This is a genomic window from Streptomyces sp. WZ-12 (assembly GCF_028898845.1).
Lineage (GTDB): Bacteria > Actinomycetota > Actinomycetes > Streptomycetales > Streptomycetaceae > Streptomyces.
Genome location: NZ_CP118574.1, coordinates 5,925,088 through 5,951,100 on the forward strand (window position 1 = coordinate 5,925,088; position 26,013 = coordinate 5,951,100).

The window sequence follows — 26,013 nt, forward strand, 5'->3', positions numbered from 1 at the left end:
TGGGCCGGGTGTCGCACGGACACCCGCTCAGTACGTAGAAGACCCCGCTGATCTGGAGGCACCCCCACCATGACCACCTTCGTGGACCGCGTCGAGCTGCACGTCGCCGCGGGTAACGGAGGCCACGGCTGTGCCTCCGTCCATCGGGAGAAGTTCAAGCCGCTCGGCGGTCCGGACGGCGGCAACGGTGGCCGCGGCGGCGACGTGATCCTCGTAGTCGACCAGGACGTCACCACGCTCCTGGACTACCACCACCACCCGCACCGCAAGGCCACCAACGGCCAGCCGGGCGCGGGCGACAACCGCGAGGGCAAGAACGGCAAGGACCTGATCCTGCCGGTGCCCGACGGCACCGTCGTCCTGGACGGGAACGGCGAGGTGCTGGCCGACATGGTGGGCCAGGGCACCCAGTTCGTCGCCGGCCAGGGCGGCCGCGGCGGCCTCGGCAACGCCGCGCTGGCCTCCGCCCGTCGCAAGGCCCCCGGCTTCGCGCTGCTCGGCGAGCCCGGCGGGGCCCGGGACATCGTGCTGGAGCTCAAGACCGTCGCGGACGTCGCGCTGGTCGGCTACCCGAGCGCCGGCAAGTCCTCGCTGATCTCGGTGCTCTCGGCGGCCAAGCCGAAGATCGCCGACTACCCGTTCACGACGCTGGTGCCCAACCTCGGCGTGGTGACCGCCGGTGCGACGGTCTACACCATCGCCGACGTCCCCGGCCTGATCCCCGGCGCCAGCCAGGGCAAGGGCCTGGGCCTGGAGTTCCTGCGGCACGTCGAGCGCTGTGAGGTGCTCGTCCACGTCCTGGACACCGCCACCCTGGAGTCGGACCGCGACCCGGTCTCCGACCTCGACGTCATCGAGGAGGAGCTGGCCCAGTACGGCGGTCTCGGCGACCGGCCGCGGGTGGTCGTCCTCAACAAGGTCGACATCCCGGACGGCCAGGACCTCGCCGACATGATCCGCCCGGACCTGGAGGCGCGCGGCTACCGCGTCTTCGAGGTCTCCGCGGTGGCCCGGCAGGGCCTGAAGGAGCTGTCCTACGCCCTGGCGGAGATCGTCGCCGCGGCGCGCGCCGCCAAGCCGCAGCAGGAGGCCACCCGGATCGTGATCCGCCCCAAGGCGGTCGACGACGCGGGCTTCACGGTCACCAAGGAGGCCGACCGCCTCTTCCGCGTCCGCGGCGAGAAGCCCGAACGCTGGGTCCGTCAGACCGACTTCAACAACGACGAGGCCGTCGGCTACCTCGCCGACCGGCTCAACCGCCTCGGTGTCGAGGACGCGTTGCTCAAGGCGGGCGCCCGCGCCATGGACGGCGTGGCGATCGGTTCCGAGGACGACGCGGTGGTCTTCGACTGGGAGCCGTCGATGTCGGCCGGCGCGGAGATGCTGGGCCGGCGCGGTGAGGACCACCGCTTCGAGGCCCCGCGCCCGGCCGCCCAGCGCCGTCGCGACCGCGACGCGGAGCGCGACGAGGCGCAGAGCGACTACGACGGCTTCTCGCCGTTCTAGTTGCGGAGTTCGCGGCGGCCCGGCCGCTCGACGAACGCCCCGCACCATGACCGCAGGCCCGGGAGGAGCGCTCCTCCCGGGCCTGCGGGCGTTCTGACGGGACCCGCGCGAGCGGCCCGCCGGACGGCTAGACGGTGGCGGTCGTGTCCGGGGCGCCGCCGGTGCCGTTGCGGGTCGTCTCCGCGGCGGTCACGCCCTGCTGCGAGCGCTGGACGGGGATGCCGGAGAGCCGGCTCTCCATCCGCCGCCGACGCTCGTCGGCCCTGCCGCACAGCTCCACCGCGGCCCGGTCGAAGCGGACCGACGAGGGCGGGTCGGACGGGCCGAGCAGGTACTCCTTGAGCTCGGCGCGGGCCGCGGCCAGACCGTCCCGCTCCGGGGTGCGCACCGCGTCGAGGAGCGCGGGCACGCCGGACGCGTCGGGCGCGAGGATGGTGGCCGCCCGCACGGTCGGGAAGGCCGCCCGGAAGTCGTCCTCGGCCAGCCCGGAGGTGTTGGCCACGGCGTACGGCTTCTCGCTGGTCAGGTAGTCCGAGACCACGCTGGAGACGTCGCTGATCAGCAGGTCCGCCTGGTTGAAGCAGGCGAAGATGCCGGGGCGCGCGGTGGTGATGACCTGGTGCTCCCACTCCGGGAAGGAGTCCCAGTACGCCCCCTCCCAGGCGGCGACCGCGGCCTCGACGGCGGCCGCGCGGCCCTCCTCGGGGGTGCCCTGGAGCCGCATCCGCTCCAACTCGTCGGCGTTCTTGCGGAAGTCGGCGGTGGTCAGCCGGTCCAACTCGACGGTGCGGCGGGCCAGTTCGGCGGTGGTCTCCGGGCCGGGCAGGGCGCCGCCGCGCCGGGCGTTGGCCTCCGCGATCAGCGCCTGGATGCGGGCGTCGGCGGCGCCGGCCCGCGGCTCCACCGAGCCGGTCATCGGGTGCGGCTTGTAGAGCAGCCGGACCGTGGGGTCGGCGAGCAGGGCGCGGACGAGGTTCTCGCCGGCCAGGATCACCGAGGTGTTGCCAGGATTACCGTCCCAGCCCTCCCAGGTGGGGGCGTAGAGGACGGTGGTGTACCGGGCGAGGGGGGCGCCCTCGTAGGGGCGGATCGGCGCCAGTTGGGGGCGGCCGACCTCGACGACGTCCTTGTCCTCGACGCCGATGTCGGCGAGCTGGTAGCGGTCCCGGGCCGCCGGACCGGCCACCCACACCTCGTCGTACGCCTTGGCGTACGGGTTGCAGGAGGAGAGCTTGTCGCTCTCGCCGTGGTTGATGAAGGCGTGCTTGATGGAGGGGATCCGCAGGATCTGCGAGGTCTTGCCGGAGTTCGCCGGGTGCAGCAGCACCTTGAGGGTGGAGTGCTCCAGGCGCATCAGGTGGGTGACCTTGGGGATGCAGACGATCGGGATGTCGGTGGCCTCGATCTTCTGCACCATGAACCGCTCGCGGAGCACGATGATCGGCTTCCCGTCCAGGTCGGCCAGGGTGTCGAGCCACATGTTGGCCTGGTAGGCGGAGGTGGCGCCGCCGGAGAAGTACATGCCGACCGTGGGGCGGTAGGCGGCCAGCCAGGCGTCCAGCCAGGCCAGGGCGCGCTGTTCGTCGATGACGCCCTTCCCGGGCAGCAGCCAGGTGCTCAGGTAGAGGGTGCCGCCGGCGGAGAGCAGCAGTGCGACGGCGAGGCCGAGGCCGCCCCACAGGACGTTGCCGGTGACGGCCGTGACCATCAGGCCGGCCGTGGTGGGCACCGAGAAGCGCAGCAGGCGGCGGCCGGTCTGGCGGTAGAGCAGCCGCGGCGGGGCGTCGGTGAGGCCCAGCGCGCCGGCGTCGATGTTGCGGGTGACGAACGGCAGGCTGCGGGACCGGCGGACCAGGACGGCGACGGTCTGGCACACGAAGTGGGTGCCGTAGAAGGCGAGCAGGGTGATGGTGAGGGGGGCCTGCTCCTCCAGGGGGTTGATGCCGTCGATGTGCAGGAGGCCGACCAGCATCAACATGTCCCGCAACAGTTGACGTACCGTCACGTCGAACCGGATCCGGCCGAGGAGGGCGAGCAGGCCCGGTTGCAGATGCTGGAGGACCAGGTCAAGAGCCAGGTTGACCACGGACGCTGCGATGAACAGCGGAATGACGGGCAGCAGCGCGCCGAGCAACTGGGCGGTGAACGCGAACATCATCGCGAAGAGTGCCGCGAGCTGGACGGCTCGTCTGGGGGCGATTCCGGCGGAAGGCACGGGGAGGGCTCCTGGCAGCAGAAAGTTCGAGGGGGAGGCCGGGGACGGCGACCGGGTCCCGCGCTGCGACGCCGCCGAGGCGGCGAAACGGGACCGATGGACACCCGACCGTATGACCTCGTTGGCCTTGGTGACAATCTGCTGTGGCGCTCTTCACCGCGAAACGGACCAATCGAACGCAACCTACGAGTGGCATTTTCCGTCTTAGTTCACTTACTTAGATATCCCCTACGGCGCGCTCCCGGTGTCCGCGGGGGCGTCCGCCAGGCGATATGACGAGGCGTCCGCCGGGGCCGCTGCCGTAGATTGCGGCTGTACGGCTTCCGTACGTCTTCAGGGACCGCGAGCACAGGGGTATGCAGGTGGCAGGGGCAAGGCACGACGAAGGAGCGGCCCGCGGGGCCTTCGCCGAGGGCGGTGGCGCCCCGGAGGCGCCGGCCGGCGGCGACCCGGGCCGCCAGGACGTGGCCGACGCCCGCCGGATCGTGGTGAAGGTCGGCTCCTCCTCGCTGACCACGGCCGCCGGGGGCCTGGACGCGGACCGCGTCGACGCCCTGGTGGACGTGCTGGCCAAGCACCAGGACAAGGAGATCGTGCTGGTCTCCTCCGGGGCCATCGCCGCCGGCCTCGCCCCTCTGGGGCTCGACCGCCGCCCCCGCGACCTGGCCCGGCAGCAGGCCGCCGCCAGCGTCGGCCAGGGCCTGCTGGTCGCCCGCTACACCGCCTCGTTCGCCCGCTACGGCCGCCGGGTCGGCCAGGTGCTGCTGACCTCCGACGACACCAGCCGGCGGGCCCACTACCGCAACGCCTGCCGCACCCTGGACCAACTGCTGGCCATGGGGGCGGTGCCGATCGTCAACGAGAACGACACCGTCGCCACCGACGAGATCCGCTTCGGCGACAACGACCGGCTGGCCGCCCTCGTCGCCCACCTCGTCCGCGCCGACCTGCTGGTCCTCCTCTCCGACGTGGACGGCCTCTACGACGGCGACCCGGCCACCCCCGGCGCGTCCCGGATAGACGTGGTCGCCGGGCCCGAGGACCTGACCGGCATCTCCATCGGGAGCGCCGGGAAGTCCGGCGTCGGGACCGGCGGCATGGTCACCAAGGTCGAGGCGGCCCGGATCGCGGCCGCGGCCGGCGTCCCCGTCGTGCTCACCTCCGCCGTGCACGCCGGCGACGCCCTGGCCGGCGCCGACACCGGCACCCACTTCCTGCGCACCGGCCGCCGCTCCGCCGACCGGCTGCTGTGGTTGGCGCACGCCTCGACGCCGCAGGGCGCCCTCGTCCTGGACGACGGGGCGGTGCGGGCCGTCGTCGAGCGGAACTCCTCGCTGCTGCCGGCCGGCATCTCCGGCGTCGAGGGCGAGTTCTCCGCCGGCGACCCGGTCGAGCTGCGGGACGCCGACGGCCACGCCGTCGCCCGTGGACTGGTCAACTTCGACGCCCGGGAAATCCCCCGATTGATTGGTCGTTCGACCAGGGACCTGGCCCGCGAGCTCGGACCGGCGTATGAGCGGGAGGTCGTGCACCGCGACGACCTGGTGCTGCTCCACCGCTGACGCCCCGCCCACGGGGCCGCGGCGCGGCCCGTACGGGACCGACCCTCCGTCAGCCTTTCATTGGGGACCTTCGGCAAAACCGCCCCGCGAGCGGCCGCGGGCTGGTCAACTTTGTTGCGGGGGCGCCGTAGGGGAGCGGCGCCCGCAGCGCGCGAGCGCTTCACGCCGAAGGACGACCGCACCAGTTGCGCTCCGCACCTCAAGGGGGCGGAGCGATTCGCATCACAGGAGGCCGCCGGTGACACGAGGGCGCCCAGGGGCTCCGGCCCGAGGGACGGCGGAGCGCACACTGACCAGCGTCGGGTCCACCGGGAGCGCCGGCGGCGCCGCCCGGCCGGAGGGCGACCGGCGGGCGGAGCGGGACCGGACGGCGCCGCGGGCGCGGGAGGAGGAGCGCCGGGAGGTGTCCCGACTCTGGCACGTCACCCTCAGCGTCTCCGGCGCCGAGGCCCCGCTGAAGGAGGTCCGGCGGGCGCTGGAACAGCTCGCGCACGACCATCCGTTCCTGCTGACCAGCCGCTACGCCAACGACCACGCCGAGATCCGCTATTGGGAAGAGGCCCGGGACCTGCACGACGCGGCCGCGGTCGCGCTCCGGTTGTGGGGCGAGCACCGCTCGACGGCCAAGCTGCCGCCCTGGGAGATCGTCGGCCTGGAGGTCATCGACCGGGAGACCTACCACCAGCGCGTCGCGGAGGGCTACGGGCCGCCGCCGGCCTCACCGGTGGGGGTCCATCCCTACTAGGGCCCGCCCGACGGAGCGCGGCCGGGGCCGTGGTCCGTGGGGCGGGCCCGCGAACCGTCGCGGTACCGCGCGGTCCGTGGCGTCGTCCACAGGGCCCGGCGCCGGTGTGACCGGCGTCCCGCTCTGTGGGATCCGTCGCGGCCGCCGGCCGGCGCGGCGTTAGGCTGCCGCCATGACCAGCAGCGCTTCCCCGTCCTCGCCCGTCCTCGACACCGCCCGCCGCGCCAAGGAGGCGGCCGCCGTCCTGGCCCCGCTGCCGCGCACGGCCCGCGACGGGGCGCTGCTCGCCATCGCCGACGCCCTGGTGGCGCAGACCGACACCCTGGTCGCGGCCAACGCCGAGGACATCGACAAGGCCCGCGCCGCCGGCACCTCCGAGTCGATCGTGGACCGGCTCACCCTCACCCCCGAGCGGATCGCCGCCATCGCCGACGACGTCCGCAAGGTCGTCGCGCTGCCCGACCCGGTCGGCGAGGTGGTCCGCGGCTCGACCCTGCCCAACGGCCTCGACCTGCGCCAGGTCCGGGTCCCGCTCGGCGTGATCGGCATCATCTACGAGGCCCGCCCCAACGTCACGGTCGACGCCGCCGCGCTCTGCCTGAAGTCCGGCAACGCCGTGCTGCTGCGCGGCTCGTCCTCCGCCTACGCCTCCAACAGCGCCCTGGTGGATGTCCTGCGCGGCGCCGTGCAGAGCGCCGGACTGCCGGCCGACGCCGTCCAGTTGGTGCCGGGGGAGAGCCGCGACTCGGTGCGTGAGTTGATGCGCGCCCGCGGCCTGGTCGACGTGCTGATCCCGCGCGGCGGCGCCGCCCTGATCCGCACCGTCGTCGAGGAGTCCACCGTCCCGGTCATCGAGACCGGCACCGGCAACTGCCACGTCTACGTCGACGAGGCCGCCGACCTCGACATGGCCATCGACATCCTGGTCAACTCCAAGGCGCAGCGTCCCAGCGTCTGCAACGCCGCCGAGACCGTGCTGGTGCACGCCGGCATCGCGCAGAAGTTCCTGCCGCGCGCCCTGGAGGCGCTGACCCAGGCCGGCGTGGTGGTGCACGGCGACGCCGCCTGGCAGCAGGCCGGCCCCGGCCTGGTCGCCCCCGCTACCGACGAGGACTGGGCCACCGAGTACCTCTCCTACGACATCGCCGCCGCCGTCGTGCCCGACCTGGACGCCGCGGTCGCCCACATCCGGCGCTGGACCTCCGGCCACACCGAGGCCATCGTCACCGGCTCCCAGGCCGCCGCCCGCCGCTTCACCCAGTTGGTGGATTCCACCACCGTCGCGGTCAACGCCTCGACGCGGTTCACCGACGGCGGCCAGTTCGGCTTCGGCGCCGAGATCGGCATCTCCACCCAGAAGCTGCACGCCCGCGGCCCCATGGGCCTGCCCGAGCTGACCTCCACCAAGTACATCGTCACGGGCGACGGCCACACCCGCTGAGACCCCCGGGCGGACGGCCCCGTTCCGCCCCTATCCGCCCCCTCTCCTCCCTGCCCAAAAAGTCCGGCCGGGGCTACCCTGGACGGGTGCCGGACGACGTGGGGGGCATGCCGTTCCCGGACGGCGAAGAGCCCGACGAGCACCACCACGGGAGCCACGGACGAGCGGACGGGGAGTTCGCATCCGTGGTCTTCGACGAGGAATTCGTACGGGCCGCGACGATCCATGAGCCCTCGGCGGTCGAGCGGATGCTGGCCGCCGCCGAGGCGCGCGCGGAGGCCGAGGCGGCCGCCCGCCTGGGCGCGGGCCTGGGCCCGGACGACGACTACGACCGCGACGGGCCAGGCGCCCGGCCCGACGATCCCGACGAGCACGCCCCGGAGGGCCCCTACGGTCCGTACGGCGGCGCGCTGCGCCCCTACCGCGGCACCGCCCGCTGGCACCGCCCCATGGCCTGGGTGCTGGCCGTGGTGATGGGCGTCGGGCTGGTGGCGCTGGCCTTCAGCGCCGTCTACCGGGGCGCCTCCGGGCGCGGCCAGAGCCCCGCCCCGCCGGCCAGTTCCACCGGCGTCGACCCCCCGTCCACCGGCGCCTCCCCGAAGGCCGGCGCGGACCCGCTCACCTCGCCGCGCCCCGGAGTACCCACGGTCGGCTCCGCGGAACCGCCGCGTCCGTCGTTCTCGGCGGGCTCCGGGTCGCGCTGACCCGAAGTTGTACCGCCTCCCCGCGTTTACCTCGGCCCCGTCAGACCTACCCTTGTTGTATGACCGGGCCTGGTGACCCTCCCGAGGGGATGCCCGACGGCGCCCCGGGAGGCGGTGAGGACGAGTACCGATCCGTGGTCTTCGACGAGCGGTTCGTACGCGCGGCGCGATTGCAGGAATTCTCCGCCGACGAGCGCTTGGGCGAGCACCACGCACCGGCGGTGAAGACCCGCCACACATGGCTGCGGCCGGGCGGGTCCCGACAGGCGGTCCTGCTGGTGCTGCTGATCGTGCTGGCCTTCGGCGCGGCCGTTTACATGGGCGTCCGGCACCCCTACAAGGCGCCCGAACCGGCCCGCGCGCAGCCGCTGCGGTCCGCGGTGGTGCCGCTGGCGCCGCCCGGCACCGTACCGGGCGCGACCCCGGCGGACCTCTTCGCGCACAGCCCGGCGGCCGACTACCGGATCGGCGCCGCCGGCATCAACCTCCCCACCGTGCAGCGCAGTACGCACTTCTCCGGCGACCAGATCGTGACCGCGCTGACCATCGCCAAGGAGTACCTCGTGCGCTCGTCGGTGGACCCGGCCACCCTCACCGGCGGCTCGGTGCGCCCCGTCCGGCTGCTGCTGGACACCGGCCAACTCGACCAGTTCGACCGGAGCGTGGCGCACCCCGACGACAACGGCCAGGACGCGGCCACCGGTTGGCTGGTGCGCTTCGACCCCAAGCTGGTCCGGCTCGCCGACCACAACGTCCGCGTCAACGGCACGCTGAGCGCCACGGAGTTGAGCGCGGACACCCTCGACATCGCCGCCGACTACACCTTCGTCTACGCCGTGCAGCCGGCCCCCGGCGCCCCCGCGGACGGCGCCGGGCAGCACACCGGCCGGTCGACGCCGGGCGCCGCCTCGCTCGTCACCGTGCGCCGCGAACTGCACTTCCGGATCAACCGGGACGACCTCGCCGACCACCGGCTGGCCGTCGCGCAGAGCGACCTCCAGGCCGGGCCGCTGTCCTGCTCCTCACAGCCGGCCGATGCGCTGCGCCCGCTGCTCGCCGGCCAGCACGCCGGCACCGACCGGCCCGCAGGCACCGACCCCTACGCCCGGGGCCGGGCCAACGCCTCGCTCTGCGGCGAGCTTTCGGCTACTTCCCAGCCGGACCCGAGTCATCCGATCCACTAGCGCCGCCCTGGTCACCGGTGCCGTTGGGGCGGGTGCCGAAGACCGTGTCGCGCAGCTTGCCGCCCAAGTCACCGGCGCCGCCGGCCAGATCGCGCACCAGGCCCATCAGCGGGTCCTTGCTGGTGCGCACCGACTCGGCGTAGTGCGCCGCGGAGTCCTTGAAGGAGTCGGAGACCGAGGTGTCCTTGTCCTCCTCGCGGCGCGGGTAGTGGCCGTCCATGATGCGCTGGTAGTCGCGGCTCTCGGCCCACTTCTTCAGCTCGGCGGCGCGGACCGTGGTGAACGGATGGCTGCGTGGCAGGAGGTTGAGGATCTTCAGCACGGAGTCCCGCAGGTCGCCGCCGGACTCGTACTCCTCGGCCTGCTTGAGGAACGCGTCGACGTTCATCTCGTGCAGGTGGTTGCCGCCGGCCAGCTTCATCAGGCCGCGCATCGACGCCTGGAGGTCCTGCCCGACCAGCAGGCCGGCCCGGTCGGCCGACAGCTCCGACTTGCGGAACCACTCGCGCAGCGCCGTCACGATCGCCATCACCGCGACATTGCCGAGCGGGATCCAGGCGACCTTGGTGGCGAGGTTGGTCAGGAACAGCAGGATCGTGCGGTACACCGCGTGCCCGGAGAGGGCGTGGCCCACCTCGTGGCCGATGACGGCCCGCATCTCCTCCTCGTCCAGCAGCTCGACCAGACCGGTCGTCACCACGATGATCGGCTCGTCCAGGCCGATGCACATGGCGTTGGGCTGCGGGTCCTGATTGACGTACATCGGGGGGACCTTCTCCAGGTCCAGGATGTAGCAGGCGTCCCGCAGCATCGCGTTGAGGTGCGCGAACTGCTGGTCGCTGACGCGGACCGAGTCCGACAGGAAGAGCAGCCGCAGGCTGCGCTCGGGCAGCAGCCCGCTCAGCGTCTTGAAGACGGTGTCGAACCCGCTCAGCTTGCGCAGCGCGACCAGCGCCGAGCGGTCCGCCGGGTGCTCGTAGGACCGCGACGAGATGCCGGGGAACCGCCTGCGGTTCCTGCTCGGGACCTTCGCGCCGCCGTCTGGGCTCTCCGTCATTGGGGCCTCCCCTGTTCGACTGCGTGTGATTCAGCCTAGAGGACGCCACTGACAGCGGAATGGATGCCCGGGCGTACGCTGACGAGCGCACCACTGCCCACTCAGGCCCGCACAAAAGGGAGCCACCGCCATGCCGCATCCGAGCCTGCTTCTCGCCGCCGCCGAGGAGACCTCCCGGGGCGGTGGCCCCGGCTGGCTCCTGCGCACCGTGATCGTCGTGGGCGTGGTGGGGGCGGGCCTGCTCGCCTGGTTCCTGCTGCGCGGCTACGGCAACCAGGACTGACCGGAACCGGCCGGCCAACGGGGCCGACCGACCGGGGCCGATCCACCCAGACTGCCGCCCGCGGGGCCCGACTTCGGGCACGGCCGACGCCCGTCGGTGAACGGGGCGGGGAGCCTTCGGGCGGAGTCGGCGTGAGCCCCCGGTGACGTGGCGCTTACGATGTGGCGGAAGCCTCTGTCCGACACCCGCCCGGATTGGTCCAGCCAACGATGAGCCTGCACTCCACCGCACAGTCCCTGGTCTCCCTCGCCGAAGATGCCGGGCACGGGGGCCAGCACGAGAGCCTGAGTCCCTTCCTCACCGGCGGCAGCGCCCTTTTCATCCTGCTTCTCCTGCTCTGGATCACCACGCGCTTCAACCGCGACCGTTAAGCCCGTACACCCAGACCCCGGCACCGCGTCCCGCCAAGTAGGGTCTGCACGCATGGGAGAGCACACAGGGCCCGTGAAGCGGCGGCTCGGCGTGATGGGCGGGACGTTCGACCCGATCCATCACGGACACCTGGTCGCCGCCAGCGAGGTGGCCAGCCAGTTCCACCTCGATGAGGTCGTCTTTGTGCCCACGGGGCACCCGTGGCAGAAGAGTCACAAGAGGGTGACCCCGGCCGAGGACCGCTATCTGATGACGGTCATCGCGACCGCGTCCAACCCGCAGTTCTCCGTCAGTCGCATCGACATCGACCGCGGCGGCAAGACGTACACGATAGACACGCTGCGTGATCTACGGTCGGAGCACGAGGACGCGGACCTCTTCTTCATCACCGGCGCCGACGCGCTCAGCCAGATCCTCACCTGGCACGACGCGGCGGAGCTGGTCTCGCTCGCCCACTTCATCGGGGTGACCCGGCCCGGCCACGTCCTCGCGGACCCCGGGCTGCCCGAGGGGGCGGTGTCCCTGGTCGAGGTGCCCGCGATGGCCATTTCCTCGACCGACTGCCGGGCGCGCGTCGCCCAGGGGGATCCGGTCTGGTACCTCGTACCGGACGGTGTGGTGCGCTACATCGACAAAAAGCAGCTGTACCGCGACGACCGCTGACGGGGCAGATGGAGAGGGGCACCGGTGAGCGACCGACACGATCCGTACGGGCCGCAGGACCCATATGCCCAGGACCCGTACGCCCAGCAGCACGGGCAACCGGGCCAGGGTTACGCCTACGACCAGTACGGGCGGCCGGTGCACCCGGAGGCGCCACAGCAGTACGAGGCGCAGGCGCCGTACGGGCAGCAGACCTACGACCCCTACGGGCAGCAGCCGGCCGCACCCGGCACCCCCGCCCCGTACGGCTCCTACGACCCCTACGGGGCCCAGGCCGGCCAGGCGCCGCCGGCCCCGCAGTCCTACCCGGGACAGCAGGAGTACGGCTACGACGGCTACGGCAGCCAGCAGGGCCAACAGACCGGCTATCCCCAGCAGTACGACCCGTACGCCCAGCCCCAGCAGGGCCCGCCGCACCAGGGTGCGCCCCCTGCCGCGGACTGGATTCCGCAGCAGGTCCAGCAGTCGCCGTACGAGCAGTTCTCCTACCAGGAGCCGCAGCCGGCCGCCGGGCCCCAGGGGCATGAGCCGTCCCAGCCCGCGCACCCTGGCCACGAGCGGCCCGGCGCGCCGCCGGCGGCCGCCCCGGAGGAGCCGCCGGAGCCCCCCGGCTCCAAGGGCCCCACGGGCGCCGGTGAGGAGTACCACACCGAGCAGTTCGCGTTCGTCGAGGACCCGGATGGGGACTCCGAAGACGTCATCGACTGGCTGAAGTTCACCGAGAGCCGCACCGAGCGGCGCGAGGAGGCCAAGCGGCGCGGCCGCAGCCGGCTCATCGCGCTCTGCGTCGTGCTGGCCCTCCTGGTGGCCGGCGGCGTCGGCTATCTCTGGTGGGCGGGCAAGCTGCCGGGGCTGTCCGGCGCGGGCGGCGGCGCCGACGCCGCGGCCGGCGGGCAGAAGCGGGACGTCCTCGTGGTGAACCTGCGCGACACCAAGAGCGGGAACAGCTCCACCGCGCTCCTGGTGGACAACGAGACCACCCACAAGGGCACGACCCTCCTGCTGCCCAACAGCCTCATCGTCACCAAGGACGACGGCACCACCACGACGCTCGGCAAGGCCGTCAAGGACGACGGCACCGACACGACCCGGGAATCCCTGGGCACTCTCCTCGGCGCCGACCTCAAGGCCAGTTGGCGGCTGGACACCCCGTATCTGGAGAACCTCGTCGAGACGGTCGGCGGGATCACCGTCGACACCGACGCCGCCGTCCCCGGTGGCAAGAAGGACGATGCCCCGGTCGTCAAACAGGGCGCCGGCCAGCTCCTCAACGGGCAGGCGGCCGTCGCCTACGCCACCTACCAGGGGCCCGGGGACTCGCAGACCAAGCAGTTGCAGCGGTTCGGGCAGGTCATGCAGGCCACCCTCAAGAAGGTCTCCTCCGACGCGGACGGCGCCACCGCCACCGTCAAGTCGCTGCTCCAGATCCTCGATCCGCCGCTCACCGAGGCCCAGTTGGGCAGCTCGCTGGCGCAGCGGGCGGAGCTGGCGAAGACCGGCAAGTACGACACCGAGATGCTGCCGGTGCAGGCCGACGGGACGATCAGCCAGGGCACCGCGGCCGGCGTGATCAAGGACGTCCTGGGCGGCACGGTCAAGAAGACCTCACCGGGTGTGACACCGCGGGTCGCGGTCAGTAACGCCACCGGTGACAAGGCCACCACCGGCAAGGCCCAGGTCGCGCTCCTCAACGGCGGCTACACCTTCGTCGACGCCGGCAGCGGCAGCACCGCGGCCGCGTCCAAGGTGACGTACGGGGACGCCTCGCAGCGGGCCAAGGCCACCGAGGTCGCCAAGACCCTCGGCCTGCCGGCCGGCGCCGTCCAGCAGGGCAAGGTCCCCGAGAACGCGGACATCGCCGTGGTCCTGGGCCAGGACTACAAGGGCTGATATCGGGCCGGCCACGGACCGCGGTGCCCGGGCTGACCAGGCAGGATGCCGGCTGCTCCCGGTGGGGTGGAAATCCCCGCCGGGAGTGTCGGCGGTCCGTGAGACCCTAAAGAGGTACCTGACCGCCGATCCGGCCGCCCAGGACCGCCGGTGCGGCATGCTCCGCCGGCACGTCCTGCGTTCCGCCGGAGGGGCGGGCCCCTCGACCCGGAAAGCCGCTTGTGACCGCCACGGACCGCTCCATCGAGCTCATCAACGCCGCCGCCCTGGCGGCCGCCGACAAGCTCGCGCACGACATCATCGCGTACGACGTCAGCGACGTCCTCTCGATCACCGACGCCTTCCTGCTGGCCTCCGCGCCCAGCGACCGCCAGGTCAAGGCGATCGTCGACGAGATCGAGGAACGCCTCAACAAGGACCTCGGCACCAAGCCGGTCCGCCGCGAGGGCGACCGCGAGGCCCGCTGGGTGCTGCTCGACTACGTCGACATCGTCGTCCACGTCCAGCACAGCGAGGAGCGGGTGTTCTACGCCCTGGAGCGCCTGTGGAAGGACTGCCCGGAGATCGACCTCCCGGAGGAGGCCAAGGCCACCCGCGGCAAGGCGGCGGAGCACGCCAAGACCACCGCTGGTGAAGAGGACGGAGAGCTGCGCTGAACGGCACCAAGGGCGGCCGGGGCCGCCGCCTCGTCCTGTGGCGTCACGGCCAGACGGCCTGGAACCTGGAGCGCCGCTTCCAGGGCTCGACCGACATCGAACTGACCGACACCGGCGTCGCCCAGGCCCGCCGTGCCGCCCGGCTGCTGGCCGCCCTCCGGCCGGACGCCATCATCGCGTCCGACCTGAGCCGCGCCATGGCGACGGCGGGTGAGCTGGCCGCCCTGACGCGGCTGGACGTCACCTACGACGCCGGGCTCCGGGAGACCTACGCGGGCGCCTGGCAGGGCCTGACGCACGACGAGATCCTGGCTCAGTTCGGCGCGGAGTACACCGCGTGGAAGCGCGGTGAGCCGGTGCGCCGCGGTGGCGGCGAACTGGAGACCGAGGTCGCCGACCGGGCCGCCCCGATCGTCCTGCGGCACGCCGACAAGCTGCCCGACGAGGGCACCCTCGTCGTCGTCAGCCACGGCGGCACCATCCGCACCACCATCGGGCGGCTGCTCGGCCTGGAGTCCCACCACTGGGAGGGGCTGGGCGGGCTGTCGAACTGCTGCTGGTCCGTCCTGGGCGAGGGCGCCCGCGGCTGGCGGCTGCTGGAGCACAACGCCGGCACCCTGCCGGAGCCGGTGCTCGGCGACGACGACTGAGTCCCCGGTGCGGGGGCGACCGGACCGGATTTCACATCTGGGCAGGTCGCAGGCTAGAGTTCTTCTTGTTCGCGGCGCCGCCGGGGGAAACCCCGGGGGAACGGAACAAGACCCGGGGCTATAGCTCAGTTGGTAGAGCGCCTGCATGGCATGCAGGAGGTCAGGAGTTCAATTCTCCTTAGCTCCACAACCCGAAAGATCCCGTCTCCTCATCGGAGACGGGATCTTCTGCGTTGTCGCGCGGTCCCGTGCGTTCCCCGTGCGCTTCCTCCGGGCTCCCGGAGGGGCGGCAGCGTGACGGGCGCTCCGCCCCCTGCCCGGCGGCGCCGTCGGGCAGGGGGGAGGGAGACAGGGGCAGTTGGCTCAGGGGCTGTGGGGTGCCTCACCGCGCCTCGGGGCGGCTCCTCCGGGGCGTTGGCGCCGCGCTCCCACGTCCGTTCCAGGCCCGCGCGGATCTCGGAGGCGGGCCGCAGATGGTCGGGGCAGCCGAGGAGCGGGTAGTGGACCGTGCGCAGCACCGCCGTCAGCCGTCGGCTCTCCCCGTCGGCCGGGGTGTAGACCACGATCCGAGTCTCGGGGGCGCCGTTGACCGCCAGGGACGAGGAGACCAGCCGTATCTCGCCGACCGAGGCGTGCTGGACCACCTTCACGCGCCGGCCGTGCGGGGCGACGTCGCCGGTCGCCCACAGGCGCGCGAATTCCGTACTGGCCCCGGACAGGCGGGACATCAGGGCCTCCCAGGCGGGCTCGCCGACGTGCCGCCCGTAGGCGCCGCGGAGTTGGGCCACCAGCGCCGGGAACTCCTCGTCGCGGTTGCGGACCGCCGAGCAGCACGGGGGCGTCGTGAACAACTGCCACAGGGCGTTGCGCGCCGGGCCGCGGGCGAGCGCGACGGCCGGGAAGACGCCCTGGTACGCGGAGTTGGCGGCGAGGACGTCGTAACGGGCGTTGAGGACGTCGTAGCGGGTGTTGTAGACATCCGCGGGCAGGGCACCAGGGCGTCGATGATGCCGTGCACCCGTTCGTGCTGACGCTGCACCTCCAGAACACGCTCCACCACGGCGCGCTGCGCACCGGGCTGACGTTCGTGCCGACGGCGCTGGCCTACGGGGCCGTGGGGCTGTGGCGGCGGCATCTGCCGCGTCGGGTGCGCCCGTTGCTGGTCCCGGGCGGGTTCGTGCTGATCTGCGCGGCGCTGCTGGGGATCGGGCTGGGGCTCAAGGATGGGGGCGGCGGAGGATGGGTGCTCCTGGCGTCCGCCGGTCTGGGCGCCGGGTTCGGCTGTGCCCACAGTGCCAATCTGGCCGCCGCGCTGGCATCCGCCCACAAGGAGGACGCGGCGGACGCGAGCGGGCTGGTGGTGACCGTCAATCAGGTCGGGCTGGTGCTGGGGACCTCGCTCTTCGGCGCGCTCTTCCTGAATGGCGTGGCGACGGAAGGGGCGGGAGACGGCTCAAGAGCCCTGTGGGGGAGCGTTCTCGCGCTGACCGGCGCGGCGGCGCTCGGCGGTGCGATCGGGGTGCTCCGCAGGCGGACCTGACCCGGTGGGCGGTCCGTGGCAGAATCGGACGGCGCAGCCAGGGGAGGAGAGATCGCGATGCCCATGAGCATCCATGGGCGGGTCGGCGACCTGTCCGGACCGCCCGCCGCGCGCGCCACGTCGGGCGCGGCTCTCCAGTGCCCCTCGTGCGGTTCGTCCCACGTCGCACAGGTGCTGGGCGACAACGGCGGTGTTTCCTTCGTCTGTACGGCCTGCGGCCGCAGTTGGAGCTGATGGATGGGCGCCCACAGCAGGAAGTGCGACTGGTGCGGCAGCGGCACGCCGATCGTCCGCGACATGGAACCGGTCAACGCCGACTACCAGTACTGGTGCGAGGAATGCGCGCGCGCCCTGGTCATAAAGGGTGACCCCATCGAGACCTATCGGGAGCTCGACGGAGAGCCGATCTATGGTCGGCTGCTGGAGGAGCACTGCACGCTGAAACGCTTCTATTCCTTCGCCACGGCCTGAGTTGGGGCCTCCGTCCGGCCAGGACGCAGTGATCCGGCCCGCCGTCGAGCGGTCAATTTACGTACCGCTTCCGTGCCGCATGAGGCATGTTCGATCACTTTCGATCGATTGCGCTGATGCGGAACTTCCGCGGCGCGGCAGGGCGTTGACGCCATCAGAACCCGCTGCTGGTACGCCGGCGGCGGGGGCGTCAGCGGCGGCGGGCCCGGCAGGTTCCGCCCGACAAGGGGGCTCGTACGGGGGTGGAGATGACGGCGGTTGGCAGCGTAGGGGTGCGCTCGGAAGGCGTCACCGACCGGGAGGACCGGACGCGGATGCGGAGGCAGACGTGGACGCAGACGTGGACGCGGACGGGGCTTCGGGAGCGGATATCGGGGGAGTGGCGACCGGTCGCCTGAGCCGGGCCGCGGCCAGCGCCAGCAGGATGAGACCGGCCAGCGGGTAGACCGCGGAGAGCAGCATCTGGCCGGCGTTCTGGTGGAGTTCCTCGTGCTGGTGCCAGCGGTGCGGCACCCACCACAGCGCGAACGAGCAGAACAGCAGCCCCACCGCCACGGTCGCCGCCCACCAGCGGCGGGCCGCGGCGCCGGTGCGCTGCAGTGCCTCGGAGCCCAGCAGGATCAGCATCGGGACGCTCCACACCCAGTGGTGCGACCAGGAGATAGGGCTGATCAGCAGGGCGGTGGCGGCGCAGGTGAGGGTCGCCCAGGCGCGTTCGCCGCGGAGCAGCGCCGCGGCGGCCAACGCCAGCCCGGCGACGGCCGCCAGCGCGGCCAGGACGAGCCAGGCGGCACCAGGGTCGTGGGTGTGCAGCAGCCGGGCCAGGACGCCGCGCAGCGACTGGTTCGCGGTGATCTCCACCTCACCGACCCGGTCGGCGGCGAACACGATCTCGGTCCAGAAGCGGTGCGAGTCGCGCGGCAGCGCGACCGCGGAGAGGAGGGCGGTGGCGCAGAACGTTCCGGTGGCGACGGCGGCCTGCCGCAGCCAGGGGTTCCAGGCGGCGCGCCACCCGGCGCCTGAGCGCAGCATCCGTACGGCGCGGACCGCGCCGGCCAGGGCGAGGAAGACGGCGAACAGTGCCGGGGTCAGCTTGATGCCGGCCGCGATGCCGATGCCGATGCCGGCCCACCGGTTGGTGTCCCGGCGGGTCAGGTCCCACAGCACCAGCACGGCGAGCAGCAGGTTGATCTGGCCGTAGCGCAGCGTCGTCCAGACCGGTTCGCACCACACCAGCAGCGCGGACAGCGCCAGCGTCGCGGCGAGCGGGGGGAGCCGCCGGGGCCGGCCGACCAGACGGAGGGAGAGGTGGACGACGGCGACGAGCAGCACGAGGTTCCCGGCCGTGGCCAGGGTGCGCATCACTGGGACGCCGAAGAAGGTGAGCGGGATGAACAGCAGCGCCGCGAACGGCGGATAGGTGTTGGGCAGCCGTGCGGAGGTGGCCACCATGTCGTAGAGGTCCTTGCCGTCGCGGGCCGTCTCGCCCTCGGCGCGGTAGACCATGAGGTCCACCATCGAGACGTGCGCCAGCCGCTGCGCGATCCAGAAGGCGGTGAAGGAGATCAGGCAGGCCAGCGCCGCCGCGGCCACGGGGTGGCGGCGGAGCGCGCCCGCGCGGGGGCGCGGGCCGCGGAGGTCGGCGGGCTGGTCCGGATCCAGCACGGTCACGGCGTACGGCTCCCCTGGACGAATCGGGCACGGCTCGCCGACAGTACCTCGGGTCCCGTCGAAGGGGCCTCGGCGCTGCGGTCCGGAGGGCCCCGTCCCGGGGGCGGTGGGCGGGTGACGGGAGGGCGATTTGGCAGAAGCCCGGGGGGTCCGTGTAATGTAGGCGATGCCGCAGCGGGGGGCCGGAAGGAAAACCGCAGCGAGGCAAGACCAGTAAAACCTGGGGCTATAGCTCAGTTGGTAGAGCGCCTGCATGGCATGCAGGAGGTCAGGAGTTCAATTCTCCTTAGCTCCACAGAAGACAGAGCGGGTCGTCCATCACGGACGACCCGCTCTGTCGTGTGTACAGGGATGATGCACCCGCGGGCCACGTTGGCCGGGGTGCGGCAAACGGTGTGCCAACTGGTGCGGTGATCGTCCCGAGTTGCCCTGATATTCGGTCAACAATGCGCTCGCTGCGGTGAGTTGAGCGTTCCTCGGTGACCATTTCGGCCCGTGTCTTGCCCTTCCTTGGTCCCTTCTTGGTGATCGCATAACCCTGACATGAACCGTTCACCGAAAGAGTGGCGAACCGCGTGAGCGTCACATCCGACGCATTCACGGCTGATGGGTTTGCGCGCACCGGCGCACCGGTGCGGCGACACCACGCAGCGCACCGCATCGCCACAGCAGGGGGTTTCATGAGAGCAAGCCGCACCAGATCTCCGCGCGTCCGCGCCGGTCTGGCCCTGGCAGCGGCACTGCCGATGGTCGCCGGAGCGCTCGCGCTCGGCGCCCCGGCCGCCGACGCCGCGGGCCACGACGGGGGCCGGCATGCGCTTCTGGGCACCAAGCCGCAGTGGGCCACCGAGCGGGCCGACCAGGGGGCCACCGCCGGCTCCGCCGGGGTCACCGCCCGGGTCTACCTGGCCGGCAGTGACGCCAAGGGCCTCGCGAACTACGCCAAGGCCGTCTCCGACCCGCACTCGGCCGCGTACGGGAAGTACCTGAGCCCCGCCCAGGTGCGCGCCCGTTATGGCGCCACGCAGGACCAGATAGCCAGGGTGACCGGCTGGCTGAAGAAGTCCGGCCTGACGGTCACCGGCACCACCAACCGGTACGTGACGGTCACCGGCGACGCGGCCGCCGCCGAGCGGGCCTTCGCCACCGACCTGCACAACTACCGCAAGGGCGGCCACACTTACCACGCCCCGTCCGCCACCGCCTCCGCGCCCGCCTCCGTGGCCGACGCGGTCCTGACGGTCACCGGCCTGGACAACGCGCCCCGGTTTGCCCAGCACCACTCCACCGAACTGCCGCCGCCCTCCCCGGTCTTCCGCAACTCCGGGCCGTTCTCCACCTACTACGGCTCCCGTACGGACAAGAACCTGCCGTCGGCGTACGGGACCAAGGCGCCGTACGCGATCAAGGGCTACACGGGCAAGCAACTGCGCGCCGCCTACGGGGCGAAGAACTGGACTGGCAAGGGCGTCACCGTCGCGATCACCGACGCCTACGCCTCGCCGACCATCGCCAAGGACGCGGACACCTACGCCGCCCGCAACGGCGACGCCCGTTACCGCAAGGGCCAGCTCTCCCAGGTCCTGCCGAAGGACTACACGCACATCACGGACTGCGGCGCGGCCGGCTGGTACGGGGAGGAGACCCTCGACGTCGAGGCCGTCCACGCGGTCGCCCCCGCCGCGGACATCGTCTACGTCGGCGCGGCCTCCTGCCAGGACGACGACCTGCTGGACTCGCTCGGCAGGGTCGTCGACGGGCGCCTGGCCGACATCGTCTCCAACTCCTGGGGCGACGTCGAGGCCAGCGAGACCCCGGACAGCGCCGCCGCCTACGACCAGCTCTTCCAGCAGGGCGCGGTCGAGGGCATCGGCTTCTACTTCTCCTCCGGCGACAACGGTGACGAGGTCGCCAAAACCGGCACCAAGCAGGTGGACACCCCCGCCAACTCCGCCTGGGTGACCGCGGTCGGCGGCACCTCCCTGGCCGTCGGCAAGGGCAACACCTACCAGTGGGAGACCGGCTGGGGCACCCAGAAGGCGGTGCTCTCCAAGGACGGCAACGACTGGACCGACTTCCCCGGTGCCTTCAACGGGGGCGCGGGCGGCGGCACCAGCAAGACCGTCGCGCAGCCCTTCTACCAGCGGGGCGTCGTCCCGGACGCGCTGTCCAAGGCCAACGGCGGCGACGCCAAGCGCACCGTTCCGGACATCTCGGCCGTCGCCGACCCCAACACCGGCTTCCTGGTCGGCCAGACCCAGACCCTGCCCAACGGCAAGCTGGGCTACGAGGAGTACCGCATCGGCGGCACCTCCCTGGCCGCGCCGGTGATCGCCGGCGTCCAGGCGCTCGCCCAGCAGGCCCGGCACGGCATCGCCATCGGCTTCGCCAACCCCGCCATCTACCAGCGCTACGGCACCTCCGCCCTGCACGACGTCACCGACCACCCGCTGGGTGCCGGCCGCGACCTGGCGGTCGTCCGGGTCGACTTCGCCAACGGCATCGACGCCAGCAAGGGCACCATCGTCTCGCTGCGCAGCCTGGGCAAGGACAGCTCGCTGCACGCCACCGTCGGCTACGACGACGTCACCGGCGTCGGCAGCCCCGCCGCCGGCTATGTGAACTCCTACCGCCCCTGACAAAGGGGTGCCGCACCCGCGCCACCCGCCCCGGGCCCATGAGCCCACGGGCGCCGCGGTAGGCCGGAAGTGACGGGCGGGGCCCGCGGCCGGGGGGAATCCCGGCAGCGGGCCCCGTGTGCCCTGCGGTACCCTGACGCCATGTGTGCCGTACGCCTTCTGCTTAGCGGGCCGCGCTGATCAGTCCCGACCGGGCCCTTCGCTGTGGCCGCCCGGGTCGGAATCGGCGCGGCGTCCCCTCCTGAGCGAGGGGCATTTTTGTTTCCGCAGAATTTCCGCAGAAACCGTGTCCGCAGCAGCCGCAGGCAGAGACGATCGATGGAGCTTTGAGGACGATGAGCGAGACGACTACCGCTGCCGAGGTGGCAGCGCCGCACCGCTACACGGCCGCGCTGGCCGCCAACATCGAGGCACGCTGGCAGGACTTCTGGGAGGCGGAGGGGACCTACGAGGCCCCGAACCCGGTCGGGGAACTGGCCGGTGACGCCGAGGCGGTGTCCCGTCCCAAGAAGTTCATCATGGACATGTTCCCGTACCCCTCCGGTGCGGGACTGCACGTCGGCCACCCCCTGGGCTTCATCGCCACCGACGTCTACGCCCGTTACCACCGCATGACGGGCCACAACGTCCTGCACACCCTGGGCTTCGACGCCTTCGGCCTGCCCGCCGAGCAGTACGCCGTGCAGACCGGCACCCACCCGCGGGTCTCCACCGAGGCCAACATCGTCAACATGCGGCGCCAGTTGCGCCGCCTGGGCCTGGGCCACGACCAGCGCCGCTCGATCGAGACCATCGACCCGGCGTACTACAAGTGGACCCAGTGGATCTTCCTGCAGATCTTCAACTCCTGGTACGACCCGGAGGCCGACAAGGCGCGGCCGATCGACACCCTGGTCGCCCAGTTCGAGGCCGGCACCCGGCCCACCCCCGACGGGCGGCCCTGGAGCGCGCTGAGCGCCCTGGAACGGGCCGAGGTCCTGGGCGAGTACCGCCTGGCCTACGCCTCGGACGCCCCGGTCAACTGGTGCCCCGGACTGGGCACGGTGCTGGCCAATGAGGAGGTCACCGCCGAGGGCCGCTCCGAGCGCGGCAACTACCCGGTCTTCAAGGCCAAGCTGCGCCAGTGGAACATGCGCATCACCGCCTACGCGGACCGGCTGCTGCGCGACCTGGACGCGCTGGACTGGCCGGAGGCCATCAAGCTGCAGCAGCGCAACTGGATCGGCCGCTCCGAAGGCGCCCGCGTCGACTTCCCGGTCGGCGACGCCCACAAGATCACGGTCTTCACCACCCGCCAGGACACCCTGTTCGGCGCGACCTACATGGTCCTGGCCCCCGAGCACCCGCTGATCGCCGGCAACGGTAGCGACTCGATCGTCCCCGACGCCTGGCCCGAGGGCACCCACGACGTGTGGACCGGCGGCCACGCCACCCCCGCCGAGGCCGTCGCCGCCTACCGCAAGCAGGCCGCCGCCAAGTCCGACGTCGAGCGGCAGGCCGAGGCCAAGGACAAGACCGGCGTCTTCACCGGCGTCTACGCCACCAACCCGGTCAGCGGCGAGCAGGTCCCGGTCTTCATCGCCGACTACGTGCTGATGGGCTACGGCACCGGCGCCATCATGGCCGTCCCGGCGCACGACAGCCGCGACTTCGCCTTCGCCCGCGCCTTCGAGCTGCCCATGCGCTGCGTCGTCGAGCCGACCGACGGCCGCAGCACCGACCCGGCCACCTGGGACGAGGCGTTCGCCGCCTACGACGCGAAGCTGGTCAACTCGTCCGGCGACACCGTCTCGCTGGACGGCCTGGGCGTCACCGAGGCCAAGGCGAAGATCACCGAGTGGCTGGCCGCCAACGGCATCGGCGAGGGCACCGTCAACTACCGGCTGCGCGACTGGCTGTTCAGCCGCCAGCGCTACTGGGGCGAGCCGTTCCCGATCGTCTACGACGAGGACGGCGTGGCGCACTCGCTGCCCGAGTCGATGCTGCCCCTGGAACTGCCCGAGGTCGACGACTACTCGCCGCGCACCTTCGACCCGGACGACGCCGACACCCAGCCCGAGACCCCGCTGTCCCGTAATGACGAGTGGGTCAACGTCGAGCTGGACCTGGGCGACGGGCGCGGGGTGCGGCGCTTCCGGCGCGAGACCAACACCATGCCCAACTGGGCCGGTTCGTGCTGGTACGAGCTGCGCTACCTGGACCCGAAGAACGACGAGGCGCTGGTCGACCCGGCCGTCGAGCAGTACTGGATGGGCCCGCGCGAGGGCCAGCCGCACGGCGGCGTCGACCTGTACGTGGGCGGTGCCGAGCACGCGGTGCTGCACCTGCTGTACGCCCGCTTCTGGTCCAAGGTGCTGCACGACCTGGGGCACGTCTCGTCCGTCGAGCCGTTCCACAAGCTGTACAACCAGGGCATGATCCAGGCGTACGTCTACCGGGACGCCCGCGGCATCGCCGTCCCGGCGGCGGAGGTCGAGGAGCACGACGGCGGCGTCTTCTACTACGAGGGCGGCAAGGTCTCCCGGCTGCTGGGCAAGATGGGCAAGTCCCTGAAGAACGCGGTCACGCCGGACGAGATCTGCGCCGAGTACGGCGCGGACACCCTGCGCCTGTACGAGATGGCGATGGGCCCGCTGGACGTGTCGCGCCCGTGGGACACCCGCGCCGTCGTCGGCCAGTACCGCCTGCTGCAGCGGCTGTGGCGCAACGTGGTGGACGAGGCGACCGGCGAGGTCACCGTCGTCGACACCGAGCCGGACGAGGCCACCCTGCGGGCCCTGCACAAGGCGATCGACGGCGTCGCCCAGGACATGGCGAACCTGCGCTTCAACACCGCCATCGCCAAGATCACCGAGCTGAACAACCACCTGACCAAGGTGGGCGGCCCGGTTTCGCGCACCGTGGCGGAGCGGCTGGTGCTGCTGGTCGCCCCGTTGGCGCCGCACATCGCCGAGGAGCTGTGGCGCAAGCTGGGGCACAACGAGTCCGTGGTGCACGCCGACTTCCCGGTCGCCGACCCGGCGTACGTCGTGGACGAGACGGTGACCTGCGTCGTCCAGATCAAGGGCAAGGTCAAGGCCCGCCTGGAGGTCGCACCGGCGATCTCCGACGCGGACCTGGAGGCGGCGGCGCTGGCCGAGCCGGCGGTCGTCGCGGCACTGGACGGCGCGGGCATCCGGAAGGTGATCGTCCGCGCCCCGAAGCTGGTGAACATCGTGCCTGCGTGAGGGACTGATCGGCGCCGCTCCTACGGGGCGGGGCTCGGGAGTACCGGTCCCTTGGGGTGGGCTCCTGAGCGTCGGTCCTGCGGGACGGGGCTGGTGAGCTGCGGTCTCGCGTGATGGGGGCGTTCCTGCCGAACGGGTGGGGGCGTCCCCTTGACGTTGGTGGCCTTGGTTTTGGTGTGGTGGTCTCGTTCTCTTGCCCCTTGCCTCTTGCCTCTTGCCCCTTGCTCCTTGCTCCTTGCCTCTTGCCCTTCTCTGCTCTTTCGCTTTGCCCCGGTCCTTTCCCTCCGCGGGTGCGGGTGCGGGTGCGGGTGCGTGCGTGTGGGTGGGTTGAGGCTGAGGTGGGATGGAGTGAAGTGGTTGGTGGTGGTCGGTGGTGGTCGACGGGGTCGGGTCGGCGGCTGGCCGCTGGGGTGTGATGACACAGTGCCTGACCTGCCCTTTTGGGGGAGTGAGGGGTGTGCGGGGGCGGTGTTCCGCGAGCGTATAGGTGGTTTCCCCTACGGGCAGGTTGGGGGTTCGTTTGGAACCCGTGACCTGCTCGACGCGTTTACCGTGGAGGTACGGGCGTCGGCGTAGAGCCGGCGCCGCCTACGCCTCAGGGGAGTGCCCATGGAAGTTGCCGTCGCCATCTTCGGGTTGCTCTTCGTGCTGTTCGTGGTCGCCGGGGTGTTCCTCATGGTCAAGGCAGTGCAGGCGGCGAAGCGCGGGGTGGACCGCAAGGTCGCCCAGGCCCGGCGGACGGTCGAGGACACCACGCTGCGGGCCCGGCAGTTCACCCAGCCAGGAGTGGTCGGCGAACTGGCCCAACTGCGGCTCACGTTGCGCACGTCGATGCGCGCCACCCAGGAGGTCCTGCGGGCCGGCTCCGCCGACGATGCCTCGCTCGCCGAGGCGGTCCGACTCTTCGAGCAACTCTCGGTGCATGGGCGGGAGTTGGACGACGACCTCCGCCGACTGGAGCGCGAGCCCAGCAAGCCGACCATCGCGGCCCGCCTCCCCGAGCTCCGGGAGCGCCTGGAGCGGATCACGCACTCCGCGGAGTCGCTCCGTTGGGCCGCCCGCGACCGGGCCCGCAAGTTCGCCGAGGACGACCTGGCCGCGTTGAGCGACCAGATCGACATGGAGGCGGGGGCCCTGCGGCACTGGACGGACGATGCGGCGGGAGGGGATCAGCAGCAGCGCAGGGAAGGCGGACGGCCGGCTACGGGTTCGCGACCTGGGACGGGTTCGGCGGCGACCGGGGCCGGAGCCGGTACGGGGTCCGGTTTCGGCGCTGCCTCTGCGCCGGGTACTGAGGGCTATTCCTGGGGCCCGGTGGAGGATGAGGCCCCGGCGATCACCGCCCGGGACCCGCGTACTCGGCCGACGTTTTCGTGGGAGAAGACCCCGCAGAGGGAAACGTCCCGCGGCCGGTCGGAAGGCAACGGCGGTATAGCCGGGTAAGCGCGTCCCGTTCGCTCGCCGCGAGACCCCTCCTCGGACCCTTTTGTGAGCTGTGAGCTGTGAGCTGTGAGCTGTCAGCTGTGAGCTGTGAGGT

22 protein-coding genes and 2 tRNA genes are annotated in these 26,013 nt (G+C 72.0%); 20 read left to right on the top strand and 4 right to left on the bottom strand.

The features are described from left to right. The first annotated feature begins 69 nt into the window (after positions 1-69). Positions 70-1,506 (top strand): GTPase ObgE, encoded by a 1,437-nt coding sequence (gene obgE, locus PV796_RS25570; RefSeq protein ID WP_274915728.1) that lies wholly within the window; start codon positions 70-72, stop codon positions 1,504-1,506. Between the two features lie 127 nt (positions 1,507-1,633). Here the strand turns inward: obgE and PV796_RS25575 are convergent, their stop codons facing one another. After that, positions 1,634-3,721, bottom strand: coding sequence for a hypothetical protein (locus PV796_RS25575; RefSeq protein ID WP_274915729.1), 2,088 nt, complete (start codon positions 3,719-3,721; stop codon positions 1,634-1,636). A gap of 464 nt (positions 3,722-4,185) precedes the next feature. Here PV796_RS25575 and proB point away from each other — a divergent pair, with 464 nt between their 5' ends. The 5 genes from proB to PV796_RS25600 all read left to right on the top strand — a co-directional run bounded on the left by proB (position 4,186) and on the right by PV796_RS25600 (position 9,357). Then, positions 4,186-5,283 (top strand): glutamate 5-kinase, encoded by a 1,098-nt coding sequence (gene proB, locus PV796_RS25580; RefSeq protein WP_274919240.1) that lies wholly within the window; start codon positions 4,186-4,188, stop codon positions 5,281-5,283. Positions 5,284-5,521: 238 nt separating this feature from the next. Then, the gene (locus tag PV796_RS25585; protein WP_274915730.1) at positions 5,522-6,028 is read left to right on the top strand and encodes a hypothetical protein; all 507 of its coding nucleotides are present in this window, start codon (positions 5,522-5,524) and stop codon (positions 6,026-6,028) included. A gap of 172 nt (positions 6,029-6,200) precedes the next feature. After that, positions 6,201-7,469, top strand: a complete 1,269-nt coding sequence (locus PV796_RS25590; protein ID WP_274915731.1) for a glutamate-5-semialdehyde dehydrogenase — start codon at positions 6,201-6,203, stop codon at positions 7,467-7,469. 86 nt (positions 7,470-7,555) lie between these two features. Further along, positions 7,556-8,173, top strand: coding sequence for an SCO2584 family spore wall biosynthesis protein (locus PV796_RS25595; RefSeq protein ID WP_274915732.1), 618 nt, complete (start codon positions 7,556-7,558; stop codon positions 8,171-8,173). Positions 8,174-8,232: 59 nt separating this feature from the next. Then, on the top strand, positions 8,233-9,357 hold the full coding sequence (locus PV796_RS25600) for an SCO2583 family membrane protein (RefSeq protein ID WP_274915733.1): 1,125 nt from the start codon (positions 8,233-8,235) through the stop codon (positions 9,355-9,357). On the opposite strand, the gene PV796_RS25605 is transcribed toward PV796_RS25600, so the two are convergent. After that, positions 9,320-10,414: a M48 family metallopeptidase gene (locus PV796_RS25605; RefSeq protein ID WP_274915734.1), complete on the bottom strand. Its 1,095-nt coding sequence runs from the start codon at positions 10,412-10,414 to the stop codon at positions 9,320-9,322. The genes PV796_RS25600 and PV796_RS25605 overlap by 38 nt on opposite strands. A gap of 130 nt (positions 10,415-10,544) precedes the next feature. Between PV796_RS25605 and PV796_RS25610 the strand changes: the two genes are divergently transcribed. The 7 genes from PV796_RS25610 to PV796_RS25640 all read left to right on the top strand — a co-directional run bounded on the left by PV796_RS25610 (position 10,545) and on the right by PV796_RS25640 (position 15,115). Beyond that, entirely contained in the window at positions 10,545-10,697 is a 153-nt protein-coding gene (locus PV796_RS25610; RefSeq protein WP_274915735.1) for a hypothetical protein, read from the top strand. A gap of 209 nt (positions 10,698-10,906) precedes the next feature. After that, positions 10,907-11,068 carry a hypothetical protein gene (locus tag PV796_RS25615; protein ID WP_274915736.1) on the top strand — a complete coding sequence of 54 codons (162 nt, stop codon included), beginning with the start codon at positions 10,907-10,909 and terminating at the stop codon, positions 11,066-11,068. Between the two features lie 52 nt (positions 11,069-11,120). Beyond that, on the top strand, positions 11,121-11,732 hold the full coding sequence (nadD, locus tag PV796_RS25620; protein WP_274915737.1) for a nicotinate-nucleotide adenylyltransferase: 612 nt from the start codon (positions 11,121-11,123) through the stop codon (positions 11,730-11,732). 24 nt (positions 11,733-11,756) lie between these two features. After that, positions 11,757-13,622 (top strand): LCP family protein, encoded by a 1,866-nt coding sequence (locus PV796_RS25625; protein WP_274915738.1) that lies wholly within the window; start codon positions 11,757-11,759, stop codon positions 13,620-13,622. Between the two features lie 221 nt (positions 13,623-13,843). Then, positions 13,844-14,278: a ribosome silencing factor gene (gene rsfS / locus PV796_RS25630; protein ID WP_274915739.1), complete on the top strand. Its 435-nt coding sequence runs from the start codon at positions 13,844-13,846 to the stop codon at positions 14,276-14,278. Continuing rightward, the gene (locus tag PV796_RS25635; RefSeq protein WP_274919242.1) at positions 14,275-14,928 is read left to right on the top strand and encodes a histidine phosphatase family protein; all 654 of its coding nucleotides are present in this window, start codon (positions 14,275-14,277) and stop codon (positions 14,926-14,928) included. The genes rsfS and PV796_RS25635 overlap by 4 nt, the downstream gene beginning before the upstream one ends. A 114-nt stretch (positions 14,929-15,042) precedes the next feature. After that, positions 15,043-15,115, top strand: a tRNA-Ala gene (locus PV796_RS25640). A 22-nt stretch (positions 15,116-15,137) separates the two neighbouring features. On the opposite strand, the gene PV796_RS25645 is transcribed toward PV796_RS25640, so the two are convergent. Continuing rightward, complete coding sequence (locus PV796_RS25645; RefSeq protein WP_274919243.1) at positions 15,138-15,917, bottom strand: MmyB family transcriptional regulator; 780 nt, start codon at positions 15,915-15,917, stop codon at positions 15,138-15,140. A gap of 23 nt (positions 15,918-15,940) precedes the next feature. Here PV796_RS25645 and PV796_RS25650 point away from each other — a divergent pair, with 23 nt between their 5' ends. From PV796_RS25650 to PV796_RS25660, 3 genes are read left to right on the top strand one after another with little or no spacing between them, the layout of a single operon-like run. Next, positions 15,941-16,468, top strand: a complete 528-nt coding sequence (locus PV796_RS25650; RefSeq protein ID WP_274915740.1) for an MFS transporter — start codon at positions 15,941-15,943, stop codon at positions 16,466-16,468. 57 nt (positions 16,469-16,525) lie between these two features. Beyond that, positions 16,526-16,702 (top strand): hypothetical protein, encoded by a 177-nt coding sequence (locus PV796_RS25655; protein WP_274915741.1) that lies wholly within the window; start codon positions 16,526-16,528, stop codon positions 16,700-16,702. A gap of 3 nt (positions 16,703-16,705) precedes the next feature. Continuing rightward, entirely contained in the window at positions 16,706-16,939 is a 234-nt protein-coding gene (locus PV796_RS25660) for a hypothetical protein (protein WP_147245244.1), read from the top strand. A gap of 288 nt (positions 16,940-17,227) precedes the next feature. Here PV796_RS25660 and PV796_RS25665 read toward each other — a convergent pair whose 3' ends face one another. Next, positions 17,228-18,610, bottom strand: a complete 1,383-nt coding sequence (locus PV796_RS25665) for a glycosyltransferase 87 family protein (protein WP_274915742.1) — start codon at positions 18,608-18,610, stop codon at positions 17,228-17,230. Between the two features lie 222 nt (positions 18,611-18,832). On the opposite strand from PV796_RS25665, the gene PV796_RS25670 reads away from it, so the two are divergent. The 4 genes from PV796_RS25670 to PV796_RS25685 all read left to right on the top strand — a co-directional run bounded on the left by PV796_RS25670 (position 18,833) and on the right by PV796_RS25685 (position 25,919). Next, a tRNA-Ala gene (locus tag PV796_RS25670) sits at positions 18,833-18,905 on the top strand. A 385-nt stretch (positions 18,906-19,290) separates the two neighbouring features. After that, positions 19,291-21,249, top strand: coding sequence for a S53 family peptidase (locus PV796_RS25675; protein WP_274915743.1), 1,959 nt, complete (start codon positions 19,291-19,293; stop codon positions 21,247-21,249). Positions 21,250-21,584: 335 nt separating this feature from the next. Next, a complete protein-coding gene (locus tag PV796_RS25680) occupies positions 21,585-24,476 on the top strand; it encodes a leucine--tRNA ligase (protein ID WP_274915744.1) in 2,892 nt (963 codons plus the stop codon). Between the two features lie 609 nt (positions 24,477-25,085). Beyond that, entirely contained in the window at positions 25,086-25,919 is an 834-nt protein-coding gene (locus PV796_RS25685) for a hypothetical protein (protein ID WP_274915745.1), read from the top strand. Positions 25,920-26,013 lie beyond the last annotated feature (94 nt).